Consider the following 24,755-nt stretch of genomic DNA (forward strand, 5'->3'; position numbering starts at 1 on the left):
AACCATTCAGACGGAAGAATGAACAATCACCGACGAAAAATACTCACACCCCGAACATCAGAACCGAAACCCGAAGGCCCGGAACATCATTCGACATGTGAAGTACCAAATAATTTTGGCACTGACATTCATCGACACACTGTTGAGTTCTCAAAGAACACGCGCACACCATCACCGCGACCTTCAGGCCACTCGCTCCGGGGCAACTTTTCCAGCCTATCCGATTCTCCGCACCGGCGCAAACCGGGCTGATCTTCATCAACTAACTGGAGTGTTCGCCAGGCACTTCGTACAACCTCGTGTCACTCACCCTCGCAGGTGGGAGTCGGTGTCCGTGTCGCTCTGACCTGGAATAAGTTACGCGAAGATCAACACAACACCAAATCGCCTGGTCACAGCGCTGCGCTTTGTAAACTTCAGGGAACCCAGTACCTCTGCGCCAGTTCTTCGATGATCGGATCTCCCTCTTGCGCCAATTCGAGGGCTTCGAGGTCGTCCGACACCGACAACAATCGGGAATCGTCACCTTCTGCATCGTGAATCGGGCGTCGGCCATCCTCGGAGAGTTGGCGCAACAACTTCTCGCGCACGCGGGCCTTCAACGAATCAGCCATACCGCCAGCATGTGCCTCAGACCAGACGATGTCGAGTACTTACTCGTCATCCTTCTTGCCGAAGACCCGTCTGGCTGTCGGGATCAAGACGATCAGTGCACCGAGAAGCACGATCAGTGAGAAAACCTGCATTGCCATTTCGACCTCACTCAAATTCAGGCCGGCGCTAGCCAGCTACCCCAAGGGGTGTTCCGCACAACCGTAAAGGCAACAAGCGTTCCGAGCACCGCGATTGTCATTGCCGGCGCAAGCACGATCATCCGATCGGTCAACCCGTTCCATCTGCGCACAACCCACCGCCCCCACGCGACAACCAGTACCGCGATCAACGGAACGATCAACACATTGCTCGACAACGACGCACCGATATCGAGATGCGTCAGGTCGTTGACTGCTCGAAGGCCACCACACGCCGGGCACCACAGACCTGTCACCGCATACATGGGACAGACCCCGTAGCTTCCGGAATTGTGCGGATCTCGGACGTGCAAAAGCACAAAAGCCGAGACCCCCACTGCAGCGACGCCGGCCGGAGCGCTCAGCGCCCGCCAGCCCCGCACTGCGGAGGTCTCGGTCTTCATACGATCCACTGTAGAAGCTGGTGGCCACCGACAGCTGCGGCCACGCGAACCCGTTCTATCTCGCTCGAATAACGACTGAGCGAACAATCATGTCGTGCCAGCACTGGCTCTTCGAATCCCAGAGCGGCCACAAGTAGTTGAGGAAGCACGCTCCGCCGAGGATCGCTTCCAGTATCCATCGCAGGAGAGCCATGGGTGGTCCCAGCGGAACACCGTCGGACTCTCGAACCACGGAGATGCCCAGCCACTTCTTCCCCAATGACTGGCCGGTATTGCCCTGACGGAAGACGTAGTTCCAGACCTCGATCAGGAGGGTCAGAACAATCCCGATCCCGATGACCAAGAGGCCGACCGAATTTGCACCTTCCGTAGTGACGGTTCCGTCGTCATACGTGGTGACCTCCGCTCCCGAGAACGCGATCACCGCGCCGATGATCGCGACGATCACGCCAGGTAGCGGCACGATGAGGTAATCGAGCAAATACGCGCCGACACGCGAAATCCAGGAGGCGTACGGGTAGGCAGGTTGCGGAGGCCCATATCCCTGCGACGACACGGGAGGCATCTGCCCGTACTGAGGTGGCTGTCCGTACTGCGGTTGCTGCCCGTACTGCGGTGGCTGGTTCGGCTGCTCGCCAGATCCCCAGTTCTGCTCCGACATGGCGATTCTCCCCTGCTCAGGCGCGTGTACGCAGGATCAGGATAAACGGGGCATCGAGTATTTACCGGTAAACGACAAGAGCCCCGCACCAGAATTTCCTGGGACGGGGCTCTTGGCCGAGCTGCCTGAGAGAATCGAACTCTCGACCTTTTCATTACGAGTGAAATGCTCTACCGACTGAGCTAAGGCAGCGTGCCTTTCGGCGATGGCGAGTCTAACTGGTCAACCCCCGGAACGCGAAAACGGGGGTCGGAAGGCTTCGCCGATACTCGCAACCATCGCGTCGAGAGCCCACTGCAACTTGACGTTGAAATCGACGGCTTCGCGACATGCAAGCACGGCTTCGATGCACTTCAGTAGACCTTCCGGTGACGTCCGCGATGCCAGATCGGAAGCCCGCTCGGCCATATCGGGATGAGTGGACGTGGACGACGACCCCAACGCGTACGACAAGGCGTCGCGGTACATGCCGGCAAGATCGATCAGCGTCCGGTCGAGAAGATCACGCTTGGCCCGCGTATCCCTCGATTTCTGCCGCGCTTCGAGTTCCTTGATCAATCCGGCAGACCCTCGGAGCGTGCCGGCTGTGCCCTTACCGGTTCCGCCGCCGCCGAGCGAGACCTTCAGTTCTTCGAGTTCACGTTCCTTGACGTCGGTGAAGAGTGTCTTGGTTTCGGACTCGATCGACTTCACCAGATTTTCGGCTGCTTTGTACGCCGTCGATGCGGACGCGGCATCAAAGGCAAGCCGGAGCGACCGCGCACGTTCGTCCCGCGCGACATCGTCGGTAGCCAAGCGTCGCGCTCGACCGACGTGACCACCGCTGATCGATGCGGCAAATCTTGCCTGGTCGGGAGCCAATCCGTCACGCCCGATCAACACCTGGGCGATCGACTCGACAGACGGCGTCACGAGAGCCAAGTGCCGACATCGCGAACGGAGTGTGACCGACATGTCCTCTGGGTCCGTGGTGGGAGCGCAGAGCAGGATCACCGTGCGGTCCGGCGGCTCCTCGACAACTTTCAGAAGCGCATTGGCCGCGCCCTCGGTCAATCGATCCGCGTCCTCGACGACGATGACCTGCCAACGACCGGTCGTTGGCCTGCGCGACGCGATATTGACGATCTCGCGCATGCCTTTGACGCTGATGCTCAATCCGTCGGGAATGATCCGTCGTACGTCACCATGGGTTCCCGCCATCGTGGTTGTGCACGCATGGCACTGCCCGCATCCCGGTTCGCCGTCGGACGTGCACTGCAGGGCTGCGGCAAAGCACAGCGCCGCCACGGACCGCCCGGATCCGGGAGGCCCCGTGAAGAGCCACGCATGGGTCATATCGGATCCGCTGGAGTCGCCTCTGGCGGACAGCGCGGCGGCTCGCAAACTCTGCTCGACGTCGTGTTGACCTACCAGCCGACCGAACACACCACGTTCGGTCACATCACTACTCATGCAAAAACCTTAACCGTCGGCACCGACGAGTCCGGCTCAGTCCTTCTTCGCCGGAGCCTTCTTGGCAGCCGCTTTCTTGGCCGGGGCCTTCTTGGCGGCGGTCTTCTTCGCAGCGGCCTTCTTCGCCGGGGCTTTCTTCGCAGCGGCCTTCTTCTTCACCGGTCCGCGGGCACGACGGTCAGCGAGCAACTCCGACGCACGAGCATCCGAGATGGATTCGACGGCATCGTCCTTGCGCAGGCTGGCGTTGGTCTCACCGTCGGTGACGTACGGACCGAAACGACCGTCCTTGATCACCATCGGCTTCTCACTGACCGGGTCGACACCCAGCTCACGCAGCGGCGGAGTAGCCGACGCCTGACGTCCACGTCGCTTGGGCTCTGCGTAGATCTTGAGCGCGTCGTCGAGGGTGACCGTGAACATCTGCTCTTCGTCGGCCAGGGAACGCGAGTCGGTGCCCTTCTTCAGATACGGACCGTATCGGCCGTTCTGAGCGGTGATCTCTTCCTTGCTCTCGGGATCGACACCCACGACGCGCGGAAGGGACAGCAACCGAAGTGCATCCTCCAAGGTGACCGTCGCCAAGTCCATGGACTTGAGCAGCGATCCGGTGCGCGGCTTGGGGCCCGCAACCTTCTTGGCAGCCTTCTTCGCGGGAGCCTTCTTGGCTGCGGCCTTCTTCACCGCAGTCTTGGTGGTTCCCGCGCTGACCTCTTCCGGTTCCGGAACCGGCACGATGTCCGGCTCCGGCTCGGCCGGCGGTTCGGGGAGAATCTCGGTCACGTAAGGACCGAAGCGGCCCTCCTTCGCGACAATCTCGTTTCCGGTCAGAGGATCGACGCCCAGCTTGCGACCTTCTTGAGGCGTCGCGAACAGCTTCTCGGCGTACTCGGGGGTGAGCTCGTCCGGCGGCAGGTCATCGGGAAGATTGGCCCGCTGCGAGATCAGATCGCCTTCGGGATCGTCCGGATTCTGAACCATGCGCTCGAGGTACGGACCGAATCGGCCGACACGTACGTGAACCTCACGACCCTCGGCGTCGTCGAACAGCCGGATGGAGTTGACCTCGCGGGCGTCGATCTCCTCGAGATTGACGCCGACCATCTTCTTGAGGCCGCCTTCGCGGGCGACCGAACCTTCGGCACCGTGCTCGCCACCGAAGTAGAAGCTGCTCAGCCAGTTACCGCGCTGCTCACGTCCACCGGCAATAGCGTCGAGGTCGTCTTCCATGCCTGCGGTGAAATCGAAGTCGACCAACCGGCCGAAGTGCGCCTCGAGCAGACCGACCACGGCGAAGGCAACCCACGCCGGAACCAGTGCGCTGCCCCGCTTGTAGACGTATCCGCGGTCGAGGATGGTCTTGATGATCGACGAATACGTCGACGGTCGGCCGATACCGAGCTCTTCCAGAGTCTTGATCAGGCTGGCTTCGGTGTACCGCGCCGGCGGGTTGGTGCTGTGACCGTCGGGATCGAGCTTGGTTGCCGTGACTTCCTGGCCCTTGACCAGTATCGGAAGCCTGGATTCGGCATCGTCGGACTGACCGCCTGCCTCTTCGTCGACGCTCTCGACGTAAGCCTTGAGGAAGCCCGCAAATACGATGGTGCGACCGGACGCGGAGAACGTGCAGTCCTCACCCGTGCCGGCCGTGCCGGAAATGCGAAGCGTCAGCGTGTTGCCCCGAGCGTCGGCCATCTGCGAAGCCACGGTGCGCTGCCAGATGAGTTCGTACAACTTGAACTCGTCGGCGTCGAGCTTGGAGTGCAACTGCCCCGGCGTCTGGAACACATCGCCGGCCGGACGGATTGCCTCGTGCGCTTCCTGCGCGTTCTTGACCTTGCGGGTGTACTGACGCGGCGTCGGATGGACGTACTCCGGGCCGTACAACTCGGTGGCCTGCGCACGAGCAGCAGCGATCGCCGACTCGGACAGCGTCGTCGAGTCGGTACGCATGTAGGTGATGTAGCCGTTTTCGTACAGACGCTGCGCGATACGCATGGCCCGCTCGGACGTGAAGCGAAGCTTGCGACCGGCCTCCTGCTGCAGCGTCGACGTCATGAACGGCGGATACGGCTTACGGGTGTACGGCTTGTCTTCTGCAGACGAAACCGTGAGGTCGACGCCGTGCAAAGCCTCGGCCAGTCGACGCGCGTACGCCTCGTCCAGCACAGTGACCGCACTGCCCTTGAGCTTTCCGTCCGGTCCGAAATCGCGACCGGAAGCAACGCGGGAACCGTCGACCGAGACAAGACGCGCACCGAAACTGCGGGGGCTGGCGTCGGCGCCGGCATCAAGCGTGGCGGAGATGTCCCAGTACGAAGCCGACTTGAACGCCATGCGCTCACGCTCACGCTGGACGATGACACGGGTAGCAACCGACTGGACGCGGCCCGCCGAGAGCCTCGGCATGACCTTCTTCCAGAGCACCGGGCTGACCTCGTAACCATAGAGACGGTCGAGGATACGGCGGGTTTCCTGAGCGTCGACGAGGTCGATGTCGAGCTCGCGGGTGTCTTCGGCAGCAGCACGAATTGCCGGTTCGGTGATCTCGTGGAAGACCATTCGACGAACCGGAATCTTGGGCTTCAGGGTCTCGAGGAGATGCCACGCAATGGCCTCACCCTCGCGGTCGGGGTCAGTTGCGAGGAAGAGTTCGTCAGCGTCCTTCAAGAGTGACTTGAGTTCGGCGACCTTGCCCTTCTTCTCCGGGCTGACGACGTAGAGCGGCTCGAAGTCGTGATCGACGTTGACGCCGAGACGGGCCCACGGCTCGCCCTTGTACTTGGCCGGAACATCCGCTGCGCCGCGCGGCAGGTCGCGAATGTGACCGACCGATGCCTCGACTACGTAGTCCTTACCGAGGTAAGGAGCGATTTTGCGCGCCTTGGTCGGTGACTCGACGATCACGAGGCGACGAGGGTTACCGGACGCTCCCTGACCGCTGCCGTTGTCCGCTTTAGCCACCTGCTGCCCGAACCTTCCTTTGGACGATCACTGCCGTCGGCAGTTCTTCAGAACTAGACGTGTGGAGCAAGTTATACCCCGTGTCTCTCTTTACAGAGTGACATACCCGCACGACATTCGTGCAGATCAGTACAGTATGGACACGGTCAGATCTGTGGCCAGGCCGCTTCGAGGTCCACGTGACGGGGTGCCTCGCCCAGGTATTCGACGAGCTTGGTCAGTCGCTTCTTGCCGGCGATACGAAGCCCTGGACCGGGCGTCCGGTTGCCCAGCTGAGTAGGTGCGATACCCACTCGCATCAAGGCTTGCGCCAACGGCGCGTGAGTCTGAGTCGCGTGCGGATCGAGGCCGAAAACGAAGCGTTCGCCGTCCTCTTCCATCCTGCCGGACGAGACTGCCCAGACCCGGAGCTGGCGGGGATTCGGAACCCATCCAGCCGGGACGGACTTCACGGCACCTTTGGTCCACTGCACGGACAGGGGCAGCAGGGCCGGCGTCGCCTGAGTTCGGACGAGCGGGCTTCCTTCATCACTACGCGTCACTTCCGCGCCGAGTCCGCATTGCGCAATCAGCTCGGCAATGGCCTGGGCCCGCCAGTCTCGATCTACGACGATCGAGATCCGAGCACGATCTTCGTTTGTCACCACCTGACCGTGTCCAGCCAGCATGCCGGCCAGGTCTGTCACGGCAGGGGGAATCGACTCGGCGGAGAAAAAGGACAGTTGGCTCACAGAGTGCAACGTAGGGCACGAGGACCGTTGCGGCATAAATAATGGGACCTATTACGAAAAGGTCTGTCCCCCATTGCGGCGAGGCAACGAGGGACAGACCGTGTCCAGCTCGGAAGAATCAGACCGCGCGAACGCCTGTCGCCTGGGGCCCCTTGTTGCCCTGCCCTACCTCGAACTCCACACGCTGGTTCTCCTCGAGGGTACGGAAACCGTTGCCCTGAATCTCGGAGTAATGAACGAAGACGTCTGCGGAACCGTCTTCGGGAGCGATGAAGCCGAAGCCCTTTTCAGCGTTGAACCACTTCACAGTGCCCTGTGCCATGCTTTTCCTTCTCTTTCTAACACCGGATTCGATGAACTGCGCTTATTCAATCCATCGGGCCCGTTCCGGCCGCAGTACCAGCTGATTTCCCCCCAGGCTTGCATCCTCGCAGGAAAGGGCAAGAGCACCACGTCCGCAACAAAAGATCCTGCGAGCGTGCACTTTCTCAAGCCTACGAACACAGAAGCTGCGACCGGTTGTCAGTCAACCATGTTCTGCGCGTGCACAACAGTCGAAATACGTTAAGAATTTGCTACCGAATATCACCGGCTTCGACCCGCCGCAGTCGGCCGCCACCCCGTGCCGCCACTTCCGCCAGCCGATGCGTATCATCAAAACTGCAGGTAACGGCAGTTTCGAACTGTCGGGACACCCGAACGCCGATCCCGGAGAGTCACGTGAACGCAGCCTCCCGCATTCCTGATCCCGACGCGGCGCCGAGCGAAACCTACGGACAGATGCTCCTCGGTCGCGTCGTCGCCGGCGTGAGCGGGAACGAAGATCCACTGACGTTCACCGCTCAACTACCCGCTCGCAGCGCCCGGTTCACCGAATGGCCGGAGTGGTTGCACCCCAGCCTGGTCCGTTCCCTGAACGAGCACAGTGTGACCGCTCCGTGGATCCACCAGCGCACAGCCGCAGACCTTGCACACAGCGGAAACCATGTTGTGGTCGCCACCGGCACCGCCTCGGGAAAGTCACTGGCATACCAACTCCCCGTCCTGACCGCGATGGCTTCGGACCCTCTTGCCACCGCGCTCTACCTCTCCCCCACCAAAGCTCTCGGCAGCGACCAACTACGGGCAGTGCTGTCCCTCACCGACTTCGACGCCGAACTGCGGGGAACCAATCCGAGCGCGTACGACGGGGACACGTCACAGGAACTGCGCACATGGGCGCGCGAAAACTCCCGTTGGCTGTTCACGAACCCCGACATGCTGCACATCTCACTGCTCCGCACCCATCAACGCTGGGCGCATTTCTTCCGCAATCTGAAATACGTGATCGTCGACGAATGTCACTCCTACCGTGGTGTCTTCGGATCGAATGTCGCCCTCATCATTCGCCGACTCCGACGCATCGCGGCCCGATACGGCGCCGAGCCCACGTTCATCCTGGCCAGCGCCACCACCGCAGACCCCGGAACAGCGGCTTCCCGGTTGATCGGGGCGCATTGCACCGAGGTCACCGACGACGGATCACCCCACGGGCCGCGAACCGTCGCACTCTGGGAGCCTCCACTCGTGCCGGCACTCACCGGCGAGAACGGCAGTCCAGTCCGTCGCCCCGCCGGCGCCGAGGCCGCCCGGATCATGGCGGATCTGATGATCGAAGGCGCACGCACCCTCACCTTCGTACGCTCACGCCGCGGCGCGGAACTGACCGCCATGACCACCAAACGGCTACTCGCAGAAGTCGACACCGATCTGGCCGAACGAGTCGCCTCGTACCGCGCGGGATACCTCGCCGAAGACCGCCGCGAACTGGAAGCAGCACTTGCGGACGGCACTCTGCTTGGTGCGGCAACAACCAACGCGCTCGAACTGGGCGTGGACATTGCAGGGCTCGATGCCGTTGTCGTAGCTGGTTTCCCGGGGACCGTTGCCTCGTTCTGGCAACAGGCCGGACGCTCCGGTCGACGCGGCGAGGGGTCGCTGGTGGTCCTGATCGCCCGAGACGATCCCCTCGACACCTACCTTGTTCACCATCCTTCGGCCATCCTCGAGAAACCCGTCGAGGCAACCGTGACGGACCCCGGAAATCCCTACATCCTGGGACCACAATTGCTCTGCGCAGCAATGGAACTCCCGCTCTCCGACGCCGAGGTCGACTCGTTCGGAGCCATCGACGTCCTCACCAAGCTCGCCGAAGAAGGCAAGATCCGGCGGCGCACCCACGGTTGGTTCATCACGGCAGACGCCAACCCCCACGGCTCACTGGACATCCGCGGCGGCATCGGCACCCAGGTAGCAATTGTCGACGGCGAATCCGGGCGGATGCTGGGAACCGTCGACACCGGACGGGCACCCGCCACCGTCCACCCCGGTGCGGTCCACATTCACCAGGGCGATGCGTACGTGGTGGACGAACTCGACCTCGAAGTCGGTCTGGCACTGGTCCATGCGGAAAATCCGGACTGGACCACCTCGGCGCGCGAAACCACCGAGATCATCATCACCGAACAACTCGAACACAAGAATTACGGCGACATCACCGTCGCACTCGTGCGCGTCGAAGTGACCCATCAGGTTGTGGGGTACCTCCGACGCCTCAACTCCGGCGAAGTCCTCGATTCCATCGAATTGGATATGCCCGCACATACGCTCGAGACCAGGGCCGTGATGTACACGGTCACACCGGAACTGCTCGAATCCGTCGGCGTCTCGCCCGAGCGGTTCCCCGGGGCGCTGCATGCGGCAGAGCATGCAGCGATCGGCCTCCTGCCACTGGTCGCCATCTGCGACCGAGGCGACATCGGCGGAGTGTCGACGGCAATCCACGCCGACACCGGTCTGCCCACCGTGTTCGTCTACGACGGCCACGCCGGTGGCGCGGGATTTGCCGACCGGGGGCACAGTGAACTCTCACGCTGGCTTTCCGCAACCCGCGACGCAATTACCTCGTGCGAGTGCGCACACGGTTGCCCATCGTGCGTCTACTCCCCCAAGTGCGGCAACGGAAACGATCCACTCGACAAGGACGGCGCCGTGAAGATCCTGACGGCCGTCATCGACACCATCAGCTGACTAGTCGACAGGGCCAGCGCGCGCCGATGCCTCCGCATCGCCGATACCGAAGCGGGACAACAATACCGGCGCCCGCACCTGAACAATGACATCCCAGTCCTCGACAGTGCACTCCGCAAGTACTGTTCGCATCCGCGTCGCAACGTCGATTGCCGCGGCGCAGCCTGCCTCCGCGCCGCGCTCGAGCGCTCCGGCCCCCGCCAAGGCCGAGAGATCCGCAGACGACTGGGCGGTGTGACGAGCGGTGACCGCCGAACCCACGTGCAGCAGCCCACCCGTCACCGCGACGATCCCGGCCAGCGCAATACACGAAAACACTGTTGCGATACCGTCGTCCGCCTGCAGAGTCATCAGTCCGCTCCGGGTTCCACAGCTGCGACTGCTTCTGCGGTGATGTCCAACATCGGTAGCAAAACGCTGTCGGCGCTCACCACCGCCACGGCAAATCCGTCCACGATCTGCACGGAAATCCGGGCGTCGGAGGGTGCGATTCGGCGCGACGTGGTGACCGCGTTGTCCCCATCACCGCGGGCAGTCAATCTCGCAGCCTCACGAGCAGCATCCACACACCGAACCTGCATCGTCACCGCCAGTACCGCGCCGACGCACAGCACCACCACAGTGATCATCGAGGCGAGTGCAATTGCTGCCTCGACCGTGACTGCACCGTCATCAGCCTCGCGGATGCTCCTCGTGGACAACATCACACAGCTGTCTTGAGCGCTTTGTCGATGATCCCGGTGAGCGCCGTGACAATGGAATCGCCGGTGACCACCGAATAGAGAACCGCTCCGAATGCCGCGGCGGCAATGGTCCCGATTGCATATTCTGCCGTGGACATTCCGTCATCCTCGGCGACGAGCAACGTCAACCTCGCTGACAACTTTCCCATCATTCCGAACATCGTTTTCCCCCTCCTGTAAGACCACGACAGTTGTTCTGCCGCGGAAGAATCGCGGTTCTACTCAGATAAGCCCGTCGCCGAGTACCGACGACGCCAATCCGATCACCACCGGCACTATCCCCAGCGCGAGAAACGCAGGCAGGAAACAGAGTCCGAGCGGACCACTGATCAGCACGCCCGCGCGTTCGGCGGACGCGGCAGCAACATCCTCCGCGTCATCTCGACGGCGTTCTGCAAGTTCCGTCATCGAGACGGACAGCGACGTCCCCGACCGTGACGACCGGCGCGCCAGTCGGGCAAGTGATTCGGTGTCGGGATCCAACGCAGCTTCACCCCAGGCCACATCCGGATCGGCGCCAAGGGTGAGCAGATCCGATACACGCCGCAAAGCGGCGTCCATCGGCGCCGGCGCCGTAGCGGCAACAGCCCCCACTGCTTCCGCAACCGGTAAACCGCCACGAAGGCATGCAGCTAGAAGGTCGAAACTTGCTGCGACTGCCAGAGGATCGCCGACCGGTGGCTCGTCCGGCCGAATTGGGTCCACAGAACCTCGGTGGAGCATTGTTGTCATGCGCGGCAGTGACATTCGCGTGTCCGGAACTATCCATAACGACATCGCGATCGTCACTACTCCCAGCCAGATCACGAGGTCACCTTCGACGTGATCTTGTCGGTCCACAGGAGGCCGAGAGCTACCAACCCCGTTCCGACTACCAGCATCACTCCGCCGGCGCCACCCCCGAACAGCACCTGCAACGGAGCAGCCCCCATCAGCTCACCCAATCCGATGCCGAGGACCGGCAACCCTGCAAGCACCGTCGCGGTAGCTCGCGCGCCGGCCAGGCCGGCTTCGGTGCGCTGACGGAAACGGTTGCGACCCAACATATCCGTCCGCACAGCTCCTAGAAGTTCGGCCAGCGCCAGACCGTATCGTTCAGCGACAGACCACGCTGACGCAACACGCACCAACTCCCTGTCGACGAGCGAACCACCGGATCGGAATGCATCGGCTGCACTGCCACCCAACCGAGCTCGCGCCGAACCGCGACGGAATACTTCCCCCACAGCGCCCGAGCACTCCTCACCGGCAATGGAACACGCGGACGCCGGGTGCGCACCGATCCGCAACTCTGCAATCAGGACCTCCAATCCGGCAAGCAGCAACGCCAGTTCCGACTCCCTTGCCAACGATGCCTTCGTCCGCCGAGCACGAAAGAGCACAGTTCCCACTGCAATCGCGGCGGCGACCAATGCAGAGATACCTCCGAACAACGCACCCAGTACCAGTGGCAGTGCAGCGACAATCAACGTCCACGGCACGGTGAATGATGCCTTCCCCCGCGAATCTGCGAATTCGAGGAGCCTGGAACGCGAATTCACCGTCGGAGCAACCATCACCGACAGCGCGCACAGCAGCAACGTGGCGCTCATGCCGGCAGCCCGTCCCGATCACTGCGCCCATCCCGATCACGGAGGCGCAGCATTCTTTCGAGTTGATCGCGCCCCGGACCCGCAGCCGGCCATGCCTGGTTGATGTGTACGAATCCGTCTGCGCCGCGGTTGATGACCCCGATCTGCTCGAGTCGCCGAGAACCGTCGGCGGAGCGGTGCACGTGCAGAACCACCTGGACGGCGGCTGCAAGTTGACTGTGCAACGCATGTCGATCCATTCCGCCCAACGCGGCCAACGCCTCCAACCGCGCCGGCACTTCCTCGGGTGAATTCGCGTGGATGGTGCCTGCCCCGCCGTCATGGCCCGTATTCAGGGCCGTCAGAAGGTCGATGACCTCGGCTCCCCGTACTTCGCCCACGACAATGCGGTCGGGTCGCATGCGCAACGCCTGTCGCACGAGATCACGTACCGCTACCTCGCCGACGCCCTCCACGTTCGGCGCGCGTGCGACCAGACGAACCACATGCGGATGTGGCGGCGCCAGCTCGGCCGCATCCTCGACGCAGATGATCCGTTCCCTGGGGTCGACGGCACCGAGCGCAGCCGACAGCAATGTCGTTTTCCCCGCACCGGTGCCACCGATCACCAGAAAAGCCAAACGGCACATGATGATTCGATCAAGCAGCGCACGTGCCTCCGGTTCGATCGCTCCGCGAGCGCACAATGCGTCAAGACCTTGCGTTGCAGGTCTGAGCACCCGTAGCGACAAGCAGGTTCCCCCTTGTGCGACCGGTGCGAGAACAGCGTGCAACCTGACACCGAAATGCCCGTCGCCGACTCCGCGTAACCGGCCGTCGACCCACGGCTGTGCGTCGTCAAGTCGTCTTCCGGACGACAAGGCCAAACGCGCAGCAAGGCGTCGCACCGCTGCCTCGTCCGCAAATTTCACGCTCGTTCGTTCCAGTCCCACCCCACGATCGACCCACACCTGGTCCGGAGCAGTCACCAGGACATCCGCGACTCCTGGTTCATGCAACAAAGACTCGAGCGGCCCGGCGCCGGTCAGCTCGGTCTGGAGAATTCGCACGACCTCGAGCAGATCTGTATCACCGAGCACTCCGGCGGACTCAGCCCGAACGGCGTCGGCGACCGTCGCCGCTGTCGGCTCAGCGGCCGTCGACGCCGCCAACCGATCACGGACCCGATCGAGCAGTTCCGCCGTGACCAGACCACTCATGCTGCAGCACTCCAGGAACGTGATCCCGCCGCGAGTCCGTCCAGCACCGCGTCCGCTCCGAGGGTCAGCGCGCACTTGCGTCGTAATTCCAGCCCGCCGCGTTCGAGCATCGACCCGAGCGAGCGGTGTCCCCGGACAACTGCGATCAACGGCAACCCGAGCATGGTCGCAACATCGGCCCCGCGCAGACCACCCGGAGCCGGTCCGCGCACCAACAACCCGACATTCGAATTATGTTGCGCCGCCCACATTCCCACCTTCTCCGCAGCGACGCAGGCTGCCACCGTCGCCGGAACAACCATCACGACGGCATCCGAACCCTCCAATACGGCCTCACCCTCCAGTCCTCGACAACCGGAAACATCGCACACGACAAGACCGCCGGATCGTCGGCCGGCGTCGAGCACCGCCCCGAGCGCAGTGACCGAAGGACCACCGATCTCCCCGCGGCTGCACGAGAGCACCCGCAGGTGCTGCCCGCGAGCGGGCAGAGCATCACGAAGCGCATCCGCCGACAAACGCCCACCCTCAACCGTCAACGCCGCCCATCGCAACCCTGGAACATTTTCGACACCGAGCACGACGTCCGCGCCGCAACCAAGTGCGTCGACGTCGACAAGCATCGTCGGGATGCGACGGGCGGCGGACGCCAAGGCGATCGCCGCGGCGCTTACCGAGGCACCAGCTCCACCACACGCGCCGACAACGGCGACAACTGTGCCCTCGCCACGGCTCACCAAGTGCTCGGCTAACACTGCAACCAGCGCATTCTCGTCCGCCGGCAGTGTGAATACCGCCTGGGCGCCGATCGAGGTCGCGTATTTCCACTCGTCGAGCGTCGGTTCGGACTCACCGACAAGGAAGACGCGTGAACGCCTCGGGTTGCGGCTCGAGCACGCCTTCGCGTGTGCAATGTCCAGCACCACCGCGGATGCCCTGTTCCATTGTTGGCGCGACACCGGTTGTGGCCCCTCGTCCGCCGACTGATCAACGGCAGCCACGACGCGCCGCACGCTGGCAAGAACCAGCGGATCTTCGACCAACACAAGGACATCCGCGTCGGCATGCCCTGATTCCCCTGAAGCATTCGAGTTCATGAGCACGAGCCTGAGCGTTGTCGCCGGTAAAGAACAGATACCCGAATCGAGCTGTGGACAACTCGGGTTCTGTGGATAACTCTCAGTTGACGAAGCCGAGTTGATGTACCCGAGAAAGTGGACAACCCCCGCCTGGGGGGAGGCGGGGGTTGTCTTGTCTGTTCAGCCCCGGGGGGTTGGGCTGAACACAGTCCGAGCAAGTCGAACTGCCGTAATCCTACACTGCAAATGTCCGGGAAATGCAAGCCTGAACAGCAGCGATTCGTAAGTGTCGCCGTTCATTTCCCGGTTGTGGTGACGCAACCGAACCGACTGTCGGACTATCCTCGGTAGCTGTGACCGACAAGCTTGGGAATGGACTGACAACCGGGCGGACTGCCGCTTTCTTCGACCTCGACAAAACCGTCATAGCCAAATCCAGCACGTTGGCTTTCAGCAGACCGTTCTTTGCGCAAGGATTGATCAACCGGCGCTCGGTTCTCAAGAGCAGCTACGCGCAGTTCCTGTTCCTGCTCTCGGGCGCCGATCACGATCAGATGGAGCGCTTGCGCGCACACATCACCGCGATGTGTGCCGGCTGGGATGTGGAACAGGTCAAGTCGATCGTCGCGGAGACTCTGCACGACATTGTCGACCCCCTCGTCTACGCCGAGGCCGCCGACTTGATTGCCGACCACAAGGTGCGCGGCCACGATGTCATCGTGGTGTCCGCGTCGGGCGAGGAGATCGTCGCTCCGATCGCCCGCGCACTGGGAGCAACACACTCGGTCGCGACGTCGATGAAGGAAGAGGACGGGCACTACACGGGCGAGGTCGACTTCTACTGCTACGGCCCCGGCAAAGTGGAAGCCATGGAAAAACTCGCAGCCGAGTACGGATACGACCTCTCCGCGAGTTACGCCTATTCCGACTCGATCACCGACTTGCCGATGCTCGAGGCCGTCGGACATCCGAGCGCCGTCAACCCCGACCGCGCGCTTCGCAAGGCAGCAGCCGGAAATGGTTGGCCCATACTGACTTTCTCGAATCCGGTCTCGCTTCGCGCTCGGCTGTCAGCACAGTCGGGCACCGCTGTGGCGACTACTGCAGCGCTCGGAATCGGAGCTGTGACAGCCGGTGTTGTGACGTTTGCACTACTTCGCCGAAAACGGTGAAACTTCAAGCACACAAACAAAAATTGATACTTGCTGTGAGCCGCAACACAGGGTACAAAGGAGTTACGGAAGAACGGAAGGCCAGGAACGGCTCAGAAGAGAAGGACCGTTTCCCCAACCCGGATTCCCAGCACGGGCACTAGGGCACCCACGCGGAGCACAAGCCACTATAAGGGCAGAAGTGTTGTGGGCCTGCGAGATTCGTTCAATTTGAGCGAGGACTCCGCACAAGTTGCGGGGACGACCTCAAAATGGCGATCCCTCGCCGAGGCCATCCACACAACCCACCGAGCACGCTTGGTAACGAGTAGTCCGTGCTAACGGGCGGCGAAGTCGATAATCGGCAGCGCCGCCCGTTTTGTGTGTGGAACGAGCCCCATGTGGAACGAGCCCCATGTGGAACGAGCCCGATGTGGAACCAGCCCGATGTGGGTTAGCTCGGACTCGCGGCGTCGGCAATCGACGTTGCCTCGCGAGCACCAGCTTCAAGCGCGCCGCAACACAGAATTACCCAACTCCCGACGCCTTCCGGACGACCGGAAGCAAATCCCGCGGCTCCATCGGCGTACGCCTGCGGCCTACGCAGCCAACTGACCTCAGGGACGCCGAGGTTGTGGGGATCCAAACCGGACGAGACTGCGACGAGTCGGGACGCGGCGCGCGCCACAATGCCGTCGGCGGTACCGAACGGACTCAGTGCCAACAATTCGCCGTGCACGACTGCCGCAAGAACCGGAGCCGGCGCCGACGTTCCACCCGTCACCAGTTGGGCGAGAGCGTCGAGACGCTCGCCGACGCCCGGATCCATGCGAGGTCGTCCCAGTTCGTCAGGATCCTCGACCAGATCTGCCGCCGCCAGTAGGTGCAACCTGGCCAAAGCCTGCAGCGGCGCCCGTTTCCACGTGGACTCCATCAGTGGCAGACCGTCACCGTCCAGCGCCTGCGCAACCCGCAGGGCGCCGGCAAGAATCGGATCACCGGCCATCCCCTCTGCCGGCAGCTCCGTCGACCCTCCCGCCAAAGACGCCGATGCCCGAGCGGCGCGGACTGCAGCTTCGGCAGCCGTCGTCGGCCATCCGCGGCGGTTGGTTTTGTGCCGATGCACCTCACCGAGTGCGTCGCGCGCGTGATCAGCGGCGGCGCGTACGCCTGGAAGATCGACGAGGGGCTGCAAGGGGTCCGTCACGATCAACGACGGTACCCTTGCAGCCCCTCTGTGGACTTGCCTACCTACCTGTTGCGTCAGCTTCCCAGCTTGATGGACCCACCGGGAATCGCGTCGAGCAACTTGCGTGTGTAGTCCTGCTGCGGATTGCCGAACACGTCGTCGATCGGCGCCGATTCGACGATCGAGCCACGCGACATCACCAACACGTTGTCCGCGATCTGACGGACCACGGCCAGGTCGTGCGTGATGAAGAGGTACGTCAACCCGAACTCTGCCTGCAGGTCGTTGAGCAGGGTCAAGATCTGATCCTGTACGAGCACGTCGAGAGCGGACACCGCCTCGTCGCAGATCACGACCTCCGGCTGCAAGGCCAACGCTCGCGCAATTGCGACGCGCTGACGCTGTCCACCGGACAGCTCGTTCGGGAACCGTCGCATGACCGACTGGGGCAGACCGACCTTGTCGAGAAGTTCGCGGACGCGAGCCTCACGCTCGGCTTTGGTCCCGACCTTGTGGGTACGCAGCGGCTCTTCGATCGTGCGGTAGATCGAGTACATCGGGTCGAGCGTGCCGTAAGGGTTCTGGAAGATCGGCTGCACTCGGCGACGGAACGCAAAAGTTTCCTTCGCACCGAGTTCGGACACGTCCTGACCGTCGAAGACCACGTTGCCTGCAGTGGGCTCGAGCAAACCGAGAACCATCTGCGCGACCGTCGACTTACCGGAACCCGATTCGCCGACGATCGCCGTGGTGGTTCCGCGGCGGACCTTGAAGGACACGTCGTTCACAGCTGTGAAGTCGGTGGTCTTGCGGAAACCCTTGCGCAGCTTGAACACCTTGGTCAGATGATCGACAACAAGAACGTCGTCGGTCGCCTTGCCGAAGGACTCTGCCGTACTTTCCTCGGCCTTGACCGCTTCGGCGACCTCTTCCGCCTGTTCCCGAATCTCGGCGCGGGCCACCGACGAACTGAGCCGCTTCGACGCCAACGACGGCGCAGCAGCGACCAGCTTCTGCGTGTACGGGTGTTGCGGTCGCTTCAGAATCTCCAGTGCCGGACCGGATTCGACGATGCGACCCTTGCTCATCACGATCAGGTGCTCGGCACGCTCGGCGGCCAACCCCAGATCGTGGGTGATGAGCAGAACGGCGGTGCCGAGTTCCGTTGTCAGACCGTCGAGGTGGTCGAGAATCTGACGCTGAACCGTGACGTCGAGCGCCGACGTCGGCTCGTCCGCGATCAGGAGTTTCGGACGAGCTGACAATCCGATCGCGATGAGCGCACGCTGACGCATACCGCCCGAGAACTCGTGGGGGTACTGCCCCAGCCGGCTCTCGGCGTCAGCGAGACCTGCCTCCTCGAGCAACTCCGCGGCGCGAACCTTGGCTGCCTTGCCCTTGGCGATCCCGTTGGCGACCAGTGCTTCCTCGATCTGGAAGCCCACTTTCCACACCGGGTTCAGATTCGACATCGGGTCCTGCGGAACCAAACCGATCTGGCTGCCCCGGATGTGGACGAAGTCCTTCTCCGAGACCTTCGAGATGTCCTTGCCGTCGAAGATGATCTCGCCTGCCGTCACCTTGCCGGTGCCGGGAAGCAGATTGATGATCGAGTGCGCGGTAGTGGACTTACCCGAACCCGATTCGCCGACGATGGCGACCGTCTGACCCGGATAGACAGTCAGGCTGACGCCTCGAACTGCCGGAACCGGACCGGAATTGGACTGGAACGACACCTCGAGATCACGAATCTCGAGCAGCGGAGTTTCCTCCGAGGTGAGAGTTTCCTTGGTGGTCATCGTGCTCACCGCTTCCGCGACTTGGGATCGAGGGCGTCGCGCAGCGCGTCACCCATCATGATGAATCCGAGGACGGTGATCGCCAAAGCCGTTGCCGGGTAGAACAGAATGGTCGATCCCTGACGCAGCGTCACCTGAGCGTTGCTGATGTCACCGCCCCACGAAACCTCGGTGGACGGGAGCCCGATACCGAGGAAGGACAGCGTCGCCTCGGCAACGATGTACGTGCCGAGCGAGATGGTGGCCACCACGATGATGGGAGCCAACGAGTTCGGGATGACGTGGCGAATCAGGGTCTTGAGCTTCGAGACACCCAACGCTTCCGAAGCCATGACGTAATCGTTGTTCTTCGCCGAAATCACCGCACCACGAGCAATTCTTGCCATCTGCGGCCAGCCGAAGAGCGCCAGGACGCCGACGACGGTCCAGATGGTGCGATCGGTGAACAGCTGCATCAGAACGATGGCAGCGAGGATCAGCGGGATACCGAAGAAGATGTCGGCGACACGGGAGAGAATCGAATCGGTCCAGCCCCCGTAGAACCCGGACAGTGCACCGAAGATCACTCCGATCACCAGCACCGACGCCGTGACGCCGACGCCCACGAGTACGGATGCGCGAGCACCGTAGATGGTGCGCGAGTAGACGTCACAGCCCTGACGATCGAAACCGAACCAGTGCCCTGAGGTCGGCCCCTGCATGCTGTAGGTCAGATCGCAGAACCGCGGATCGGTGCTCGTGAACAAGCTCGGAAACGCTGCGATGACGATGACCGCGAGGATGATGATCGTCGAGATGATGAACAGGGGACGCTTGCGCAGATCGCGCCACGCGTCGGTCCACATGCTTGTCGGCGCCTGATCGAGCTTGACGGCGTCCGTCTCCCCCGGTGCCGCAACTTCGGGCGGTGCCACGAAATGACTTTGCCGGACTGCACGTCCGGTCTTCACGGTCTCAGACATAGCGGATCCTCGGATCGAGCGCGGCGTACAAGAGGTCGACGAGCAGATTCGCGATCAGGTAGATCACGATCAGGATGGTGACAAACGAAACCACCGTCGGCGCTTCACCTCTGGTCACCGCCTGGTAGATCGTGCCGCCGACGCCGTTGATGTTGAAGATGCCCTCGGTGACGATGGCGCCGCCCATCAACGTCGCGAGGTCGGCACCCAGGAAGGTGACCACGGGGATCAGCGAGTTGCGCAACACGTGCACGCGAACCACTCGTCCGCGGGAAAGTCCCTTGGCGGTGGCTGTTCGCACGTAGTCGGCACTCAGGTTCTCCGCCACGGACGTTCGGGTAAGTCGCAGTACGTAGGCAAACGAGACCGAACCCAGAACCAGGGCGGGGAGCAGGAGATTCTTGAAGCTGGTGTTGCCACCGACCGTCGGCGGGACGATGCCCCATTTGACGCCGATGAAGAACTGAGCCAGGAAGCCGATCACGAAGATCGGGATGGCGATGAGAACGAGGCTGAACAGCAGGACGGTGCTGTCGAAGAATCCGCCCTTACGCAGGCCGGCGATGAGGCCGAAGCCGACACCGAAGACCGTCTCGACGATCAGTGCCATGAAGGCAAGTTTCATCGTGATCGGAAATGCCTGTGCCAGAACTTCACTGACAGGCCGTCCGGAGAACGACGTGCCGAAGTCCAGCGTGAAGATGCCCTTCAAGTACAGCAGGTACTGCTGATAGAAGGGGAGATCGAGGTGGTAGCGCTCCCGAAGCTGCTGTGCAACAGCCGGACTGAGCGCCTTGTCGCCCGCCAACGCGGCAATCGGATCACCGGGAAGCAAGAAGACCATGGCGTAGATCAGAAGAGTGGCCCCGAGAAAAACCGGGATCATTTGAAGCACTCGGCGACCGATGTACCAGAGCATCGGATCACCTCCTTGTCGATGATCGTGTCCGTCAGCGGACAATCCGACGTGAACACGAGTTCGGGGCGGCAGGCAGAGCGCCTGCCACCCCGAACTCACGTTTCAGATGCGAATCGTTCTACGCGTCAGTTCTTTTCGATGTCTTCGTAGACCGGAATACCATTCCAGCTGATGGTGACGTTGGAGACGTTCTCCGACCATCCACTGGCTGCGTTGCGGTACCACGTCGGAACTGCAGGCAGGTCCTTGAGCAGGACTTCCTGAGCCTGGTCGAGCAGTTCCTGAGCCTTCGCCTGATCGGTCTGGCCGGCCGATTCGCGCAGGAGGCGGTCGAACTCGGGGTTGGAGTAGTCACCGTCGTTGGAGCTGCCACCGGTCTGGTAGTTCTGCGCCAGGAAGCCGTACTGCTGCGGGTAGTCACCCTGCCAGCCGGCACGGAATGCACTCTGGATGGTGCGGTTGGTGGCTTCGGTACGGATCTGAGCAAAGGTGGGGTACTGCTTGCCCTTTGCGTCGATGCCGAGGGTGTTGCGGATGCTGTTCGACGTGGCGTCGACCCATTCCTGGTGTCCACCATCGGAGTTGTACGCGATCTCGAAGCTGCCCGACCACGGAGCAATTGCATCGGCCTTCGCCCAAGCAGCCTTGGCTGCCTCGGGATCGAACTTCACGTTGCCGTTTCCGGTCAGCGAGTCGTTCCAACCCTCGATTGCGGGACTGGTGAAGTCGAGCGCAGGCGTCCTGGTCTTGTTGTAGATCTGCTGCGTGATCTGATCGCGGTTGATCGCCATCGAGATCGCCTGACGGCGGAGCATGCCCTCTTCGCCGCTGAAGTGCGGCAGGCGCCCCGGGATCGTGACCAATTCGATGGTTGCCGACGGCTGGTTGACCGTGCGTCCGGGCAGGTCCGACTCGAAGGTCGTGACCGCGCTCGGCGGAACCTGGTCGAGAACATCGACATTGTTGGCCAGGAGATCGGTGTACGCCGTGTCGAGGCTGTTGTACATGATGAAGTCGACGCCGGCGTTCTTCGGCTTGCGGTTGCCGTTGTAATCCGGGTTCACGACCGTGTCGATACGGACGTTGTGCTGCCACGCACCCGTTCCGTCGAGCTTGTACGGACCGTTACCGATCGGATTCTCACCGAACGCGGTCATGTCCTGGTAAGCGACCTCAGGCAGCGGGTAGTACGCCGAGTGGCCGAGGCGGTCGGGGAACGCCGATTCGGGCTGCTTGAGTTCGATCGTGAAGGTGGAGTCGTCCACTACCTTCAGACCCGACATCGTCTGCGCCGTCGGGACCTCGGCTGCAACTTCGTCGAAGCCCTTGATCGGATCGAAGAACGAAGCCTGAATCTGAGCATTGGTGGAGAGAGCGCCGTAGTTCCACGCGTCGACGAACGACTTCGCGGTGACCGGGGTGCCGTCGGTGAAGGTCCAGCCCTCCTTGAGCTTGACGGTGAAGTTCTGACCATCCGTACTGTCGATGGACTCGGCCACCTCGTTCTCCGTGCCACCAGCGGCGGTGTACGAAACGAGGCCGGCAAATACGGCGTCGACGACGCGGCCGCCCATGTTCTCGCCCGTGTTCGTAGGGATCAACGGGTTCTGGGGCTCGCCCGCCCAGGCGTTGACGACCCCGCTGGACGATCCGCCCGACGAATCGTCGGACGAACATGCCGTGATCAGCACTGCCGTCATTCCGAGCGCGACCGCACCGGTCGCTATGCGTGAGATACGCAAAGGAGTTCCTTCCACATCTAATAGACCCCGAGCATGCTCGTGGCCTGCCGACAGCCGTAACTGCCGGCGTCGTGTCGCCTACAACTGAAGATGAACGTAACTTCGAGTTGCGGTCGAATAATGGTTTGACAATAGACACATCAACCTCGAAGTGCGCACCGCACCCATTGTTGGAAATTTGGGGGTAATTCAATTCGGACACATTCATTCGTCGTCGGAAGCGACCACCCGTCGCATCGATTCGACCGATCGTCGCAGGACAACGAGTTGCAACGTGATGCAACGGTGCGTTTGCGCGAGCTTGTGACTACCCTCACACGGAGTCAGAAAAGTGTCGATCAATATGGAAAGAAGGCCGTCAGCCATGACAAGCGCAGCCGAAACGGACGTCCCCCAGGCATATCCGCCGAGCGCAGAGTTCGCTGCGGCCGCCAACGCGGGACCGGAACTGCAGGCTGCCGCAGATACCGACCGCCTTGCTTTTTGGGCGAATCAGGCTGAGCGCCTTCACTGGCACCAGAAATGGACCGACGTCCTCGACTGGACCGACGCCCCCGTCGCCAAGTGGTTCGTCGGCGGACAGTTGAATGTCGCCTACAACTGCGTCGACCGCCACGTCCTCGCCGGCAACGGTGACCGCGTCGCCATTCACTTCGAAGGCGAACCGGGCGATTCCCGCGATCTGACCTACAACGACCTTCTCGCCGAAGTCAGCCGCGCCGCAAACACTTTCACCGACCTCGGCCTCGTCGCCGGCGACCGCGTCGCCATCTACATGCCGATGATCCCCGAAGCGATCGTCACCATGCTCGCGTGCGCCCGCCTCGGCCTGACCCATTCGGTCGTCTTCGCCGGATTCTCCGCCACCGCGCTGCGCTCACGCATCGACGATGCGCAAGCCAAACTTGTTGTCACCGTGGACGGTCAGTGGCGACGCGGCGCCGCAGCACCCATCAAAACAGCGGTCGACGAGTCCGTCGCCGGAGCCGACTCCGTACAGAACGTGTTGGTAGTCAACCGAACCGGCATCGACGTCGAGTGGACGCCCGGTCGCGACCTGTGGTGGCACGAGACCGTCGCCCAGGCTTCACCCGAGCACGAGGCACAGCCGTTCGACGCCGAACATCCCCTGTTCATCCTCTACACGTCCGGCACCACCGGTAAGCCCAAGGGCATCATCCACACCTCCGGCGGCTACCTCACCCAAGCCTCCTACACCCACCACAACGTCTTCGATCACAAGCCCGGCAAGGACGTGTACTGGTGCACCGCCGACATCGGCTGGGTCACCGGACACTCCTACATCGTCTACGGACCCCTCTCCAACGGTGTCACCCAGGTCGTCTACGAAGGCACCCCCAACTCCCCGAACGAGCACCGCCACTTCGACATCATCGAGAAGTACGGCGTCTCCATCTACTACACCGCACCCACCCTCGTGCGCACCTTCATGAAGTGGGGGCGCGAGATCCCCGACGCCCACGACCTGTCCTCCATCCGCCTCCTCGGCTCCGTCGGCGAACCGATCAACCCCGAAGCGTGGCGCTGGTTCCGCGACGTCATCGGCGGCAACAAGGCCCCCATCGTCGACACCTGGTGGCAGACCGAGACCGGCGCGATCATGATCTCCCCGCTGCCCGGTATCACCGCCACCAAACCCGGATCCGCGATGGCGCCGCTACCGGGTATCTCCGCGAAGATCGTCGACGACGACGCCAAGCCCCTCGGCCCCGGCGGCAACGGCTACCTCGTCCTCGACGAGCCGTGGCCGGCGATGCTCCGCGGCATCTGGGGCGACATGGAGCGTTACCGCGACACCTACTGGTCCCGCTACGCCGAAGAAGGCTGGTACTTCGCCGGTGACGGCGCCAAGTACGACGAGGACGGCGCCCTGTGGGTCCTCGGCCGCGTCGACGACGTCATGAACGTCTCCGGCCACCGCATCTCCACCTCCGAAGTGGAATCGGCACTGGTCAACCATCACGGCGTCGCCGAAGCCGCCGTCGTCGGCGCCGCGGACGAGACCACCGGACAGGGCATCGTCGCGTTCGTCATCCTGCGCGAAGGCGTCGAAAACACCGGCGACATCCTCATCGCAGAGTTGAAGGCTCAGGTCTCCACCGACATCAGCCCCATCGCCAAGCCCCGTCAGATCACGATCGTGCCGGAACTGCCGAAGACCCGATCCGGCAAGATCATGCGCCGCCTCCTGCGCGACGTCGCCGAAGGCCGCGACCTCGGAGACACCTCAACCCTGGTCGACCCCAAGGTATTCGACGCAATCCGCGGTAAGTAGGGCCTGCGGCCC

22 protein-coding genes and 1 tRNA gene are annotated in these 24,755 nt (G+C 62.6%); 3 read left to right on the forward strand and 20 right to left on the reverse strand.

The genetic code is table 11. The annotated features are described in order from the left end of the window. Window positions 1-416: 416 nt before the first annotated feature. From RG2_RS27410 to cspE, 8 genes are all read right to left on the reverse strand, one after another. Complete coding sequence (locus tag RG2_RS27410; RefSeq protein ID WP_033235958.1) at window positions 417-614, reverse strand: hypothetical protein; 198 nt, start codon at window positions 612-614, stop codon at window positions 417-419. Between the two features lie 155 nt (window positions 615-769). Further along, window positions 770-1,195 (reverse strand): DUF2752 domain-containing protein, encoded by a 426-nt coding sequence (locus tag RG2_RS27415; RefSeq protein WP_033235957.1) that lies wholly within the window; start codon window positions 1,193-1,195, stop codon window positions 770-772. A 55-nt stretch (window positions 1,196-1,250) separates the two neighbouring features. Then, on the reverse strand, window positions 1,251-1,856 hold the full coding sequence (locus RG2_RS27420; RefSeq protein WP_033235956.1) for an RDD family protein: 606 nt from the start codon (window positions 1,854-1,856) through the stop codon (window positions 1,251-1,253). Window positions 1,857-1,975: 119 nt separating this feature from the next. Further along, window positions 1,976-2,048: transfer RNA gene (locus RG2_RS27425), tRNA-Thr, on the reverse strand. A 30-nt stretch (window positions 2,049-2,078) separates the two neighbouring features. Further along, entirely contained in the window at window positions 2,079-3,308 is a 1,230-nt protein-coding gene (locus tag RG2_RS27430; RefSeq protein WP_033235955.1) for a DNA polymerase III subunit delta', read from the reverse strand. Between the two features lie 36 nt (window positions 3,309-3,344). Continuing rightward, on the reverse strand, window positions 3,345-6,272 hold the full coding sequence (gene topA / locus RG2_RS27435; RefSeq protein WP_033235954.1) for a type I DNA topoisomerase: 2,928 nt from the start codon (window positions 6,270-6,272) through the stop codon (window positions 3,345-3,347). 146 nt (window positions 6,273-6,418) lie between these two features. Continuing rightward, window positions 6,419-7,003: a hypothetical protein gene (locus RG2_RS27440; RefSeq protein ID WP_033235981.1), complete on the reverse strand. Its 585-nt coding sequence runs from the start codon at window positions 7,001-7,003 to the stop codon at window positions 6,419-6,421. 118 nt (window positions 7,004-7,121) lie between these two features. Beyond that, on the reverse strand, window positions 7,122-7,325 hold the full coding sequence (gene cspE / locus RG2_RS27445) for a transcription antiterminator/RNA stability regulator CspE (RefSeq protein ID WP_033235953.1): 204 nt from the start codon (window positions 7,323-7,325) through the stop codon (window positions 7,122-7,124). A gap of 458 nt (window positions 7,326-7,783) precedes the next feature. Between cspE and RG2_RS27450 the strand changes: the two genes are divergently transcribed. Beyond that, entirely contained in the window at window positions 7,784-10,072 is a 2,289-nt protein-coding gene (locus RG2_RS27450; protein WP_051730660.1) for a DEAD/DEAH box helicase, read from the forward strand. Here the strand turns inward: RG2_RS27450 and RG2_RS27455 are convergent, their stop codons facing one another. From RG2_RS27455 to ssd, 7 genes are all read right to left on the reverse strand, one after another. After that, window positions 10,073-10,423, reverse strand: a complete 351-nt coding sequence (locus RG2_RS27455) for an Rv3654c family TadE-like protein (protein ID WP_033235952.1) — start codon at window positions 10,421-10,423, stop codon at window positions 10,073-10,075. Continuing rightward, on the reverse strand, window positions 10,423-10,776 hold the full coding sequence (locus tag RG2_RS27460) for a TadE family type IV pilus minor pilin (RefSeq protein ID WP_033235951.1): 354 nt from the start codon (window positions 10,774-10,776) through the stop codon (window positions 10,423-10,425). The genes RG2_RS27455 and RG2_RS27460 overlap by 1 nt, the downstream gene beginning before the upstream one ends. Continuing rightward, the gene (locus RG2_RS27465) at window positions 10,776-10,976 is read right to left on the reverse strand and encodes a DUF4244 domain-containing protein (protein ID WP_033235950.1); all 201 of its coding nucleotides are present in this window, start codon (window positions 10,974-10,976) and stop codon (window positions 10,776-10,778) included. The genes RG2_RS27460 and RG2_RS27465 overlap by 1 nt, the downstream gene beginning before the upstream one ends. Window positions 10,977-11,037: 61 nt before the next feature. Continuing rightward, window positions 11,038-11,547 (reverse strand): type II secretion system F family protein, encoded by a 510-nt coding sequence (locus RG2_RS27470; RefSeq protein WP_371851349.1) that lies wholly within the window; start codon window positions 11,545-11,547, stop codon window positions 11,038-11,040. 71 nt (window positions 11,548-11,618) lie between these two features. Continuing rightward, complete coding sequence (locus RG2_RS27475; RefSeq protein WP_033235949.1) at window positions 11,619-12,407, reverse strand: type II secretion system F family protein; 789 nt, start codon at window positions 12,405-12,407, stop codon at window positions 11,619-11,621. Then, window positions 12,404-13,606, reverse strand: a complete 1,203-nt coding sequence (locus RG2_RS27480; protein ID WP_033235948.1) for a TadA family conjugal transfer-associated ATPase — start codon at window positions 13,604-13,606, stop codon at window positions 12,404-12,406. Before RG2_RS27480 ends, RG2_RS27475 begins: the two co-directional genes overlap by 4 nt. Continuing rightward, window positions 13,603-14,703: a septum site-determining protein Ssd gene (gene ssd / locus RG2_RS27485; protein WP_033235978.1), complete on the reverse strand. Its 1,101-nt coding sequence runs from the start codon at window positions 14,701-14,703 to the stop codon at window positions 13,603-13,605. Before ssd ends, RG2_RS27480 begins: the two co-directional genes overlap by 4 nt. Before the next feature lie 335 nt (window positions 14,704-15,038). On the opposite strand from ssd, the gene RG2_RS27490 reads away from it, so the two are divergent. Continuing rightward, on the forward strand, window positions 15,039-15,857 hold the full coding sequence (locus tag RG2_RS27490) for an HAD-IB family hydrolase (RefSeq protein WP_033235947.1): 819 nt from the start codon (window positions 15,039-15,041) through the stop codon (window positions 15,855-15,857). Window positions 15,858-16,290: 433 nt separating this feature from the next. On the opposite strand, the gene RG2_RS27495 is transcribed toward RG2_RS27490, so the two are convergent. The 5 genes from RG2_RS27495 to RG2_RS27515 all read right to left on the reverse strand — a co-directional run bounded on the left by RG2_RS27495 (window position 16,291) and on the right by RG2_RS27515 (window position 22,447). Next, the gene (locus RG2_RS27495; RefSeq protein ID WP_033235946.1) at window positions 16,291-17,043 is read right to left on the reverse strand and encodes a Fic family protein; all 753 of its coding nucleotides are present in this window, start codon (window positions 17,041-17,043) and stop codon (window positions 16,291-16,293) included. 56 nt (window positions 17,044-17,099) lie between these two features. Then, a complete protein-coding gene (locus RG2_RS27500) occupies window positions 17,100-18,824 on the reverse strand; it encodes a dipeptide ABC transporter ATP-binding protein (protein ID WP_116538813.1) in 1,725 nt (574 codons plus the stop codon). Window positions 18,825-18,829: 5 nt separating this feature from the next. After that, entirely contained in the window at window positions 18,830-19,786 is a 957-nt protein-coding gene (locus tag RG2_RS27505) for an ABC transporter permease (RefSeq protein ID WP_019746638.1), read from the reverse strand. Then, a complete protein-coding gene (locus tag RG2_RS27510) occupies window positions 19,779-20,705 on the reverse strand; it encodes an ABC transporter permease (RefSeq protein WP_033235977.1) in 927 nt (308 codons plus the stop codon). Before RG2_RS27510 ends, RG2_RS27505 begins: the two co-directional genes overlap by 8 nt. Window positions 20,706-20,830: 125 nt before the next feature. Then, complete coding sequence (locus RG2_RS27515; protein ID WP_033235976.1) at window positions 20,831-22,447, reverse strand: peptide ABC transporter substrate-binding protein; 1,617 nt, start codon at window positions 22,445-22,447, stop codon at window positions 20,831-20,833. A gap of 364 nt (window positions 22,448-22,811) precedes the next feature. Here RG2_RS27515 and acs point away from each other — a divergent pair, with 364 nt between their 5' ends. After that, window positions 22,812-24,743 (forward strand): acetate--CoA ligase, encoded by a 1,932-nt coding sequence (acs, locus tag RG2_RS27520; RefSeq protein WP_033235944.1) that lies wholly within the window; start codon window positions 22,812-22,814, stop codon window positions 24,741-24,743. Window positions 24,744-24,755: the final 12 nt, after the last annotated feature.

The organism is Rhodococcus globerulus NBRC 14531 (genome assembly GCF_001894805.1).
Taxonomy (GTDB): Bacteria; Actinomycetota; Actinomycetes; order Mycobacteriales; family Mycobacteriaceae; genus Rhodococcus_F; species Rhodococcus_F globerula.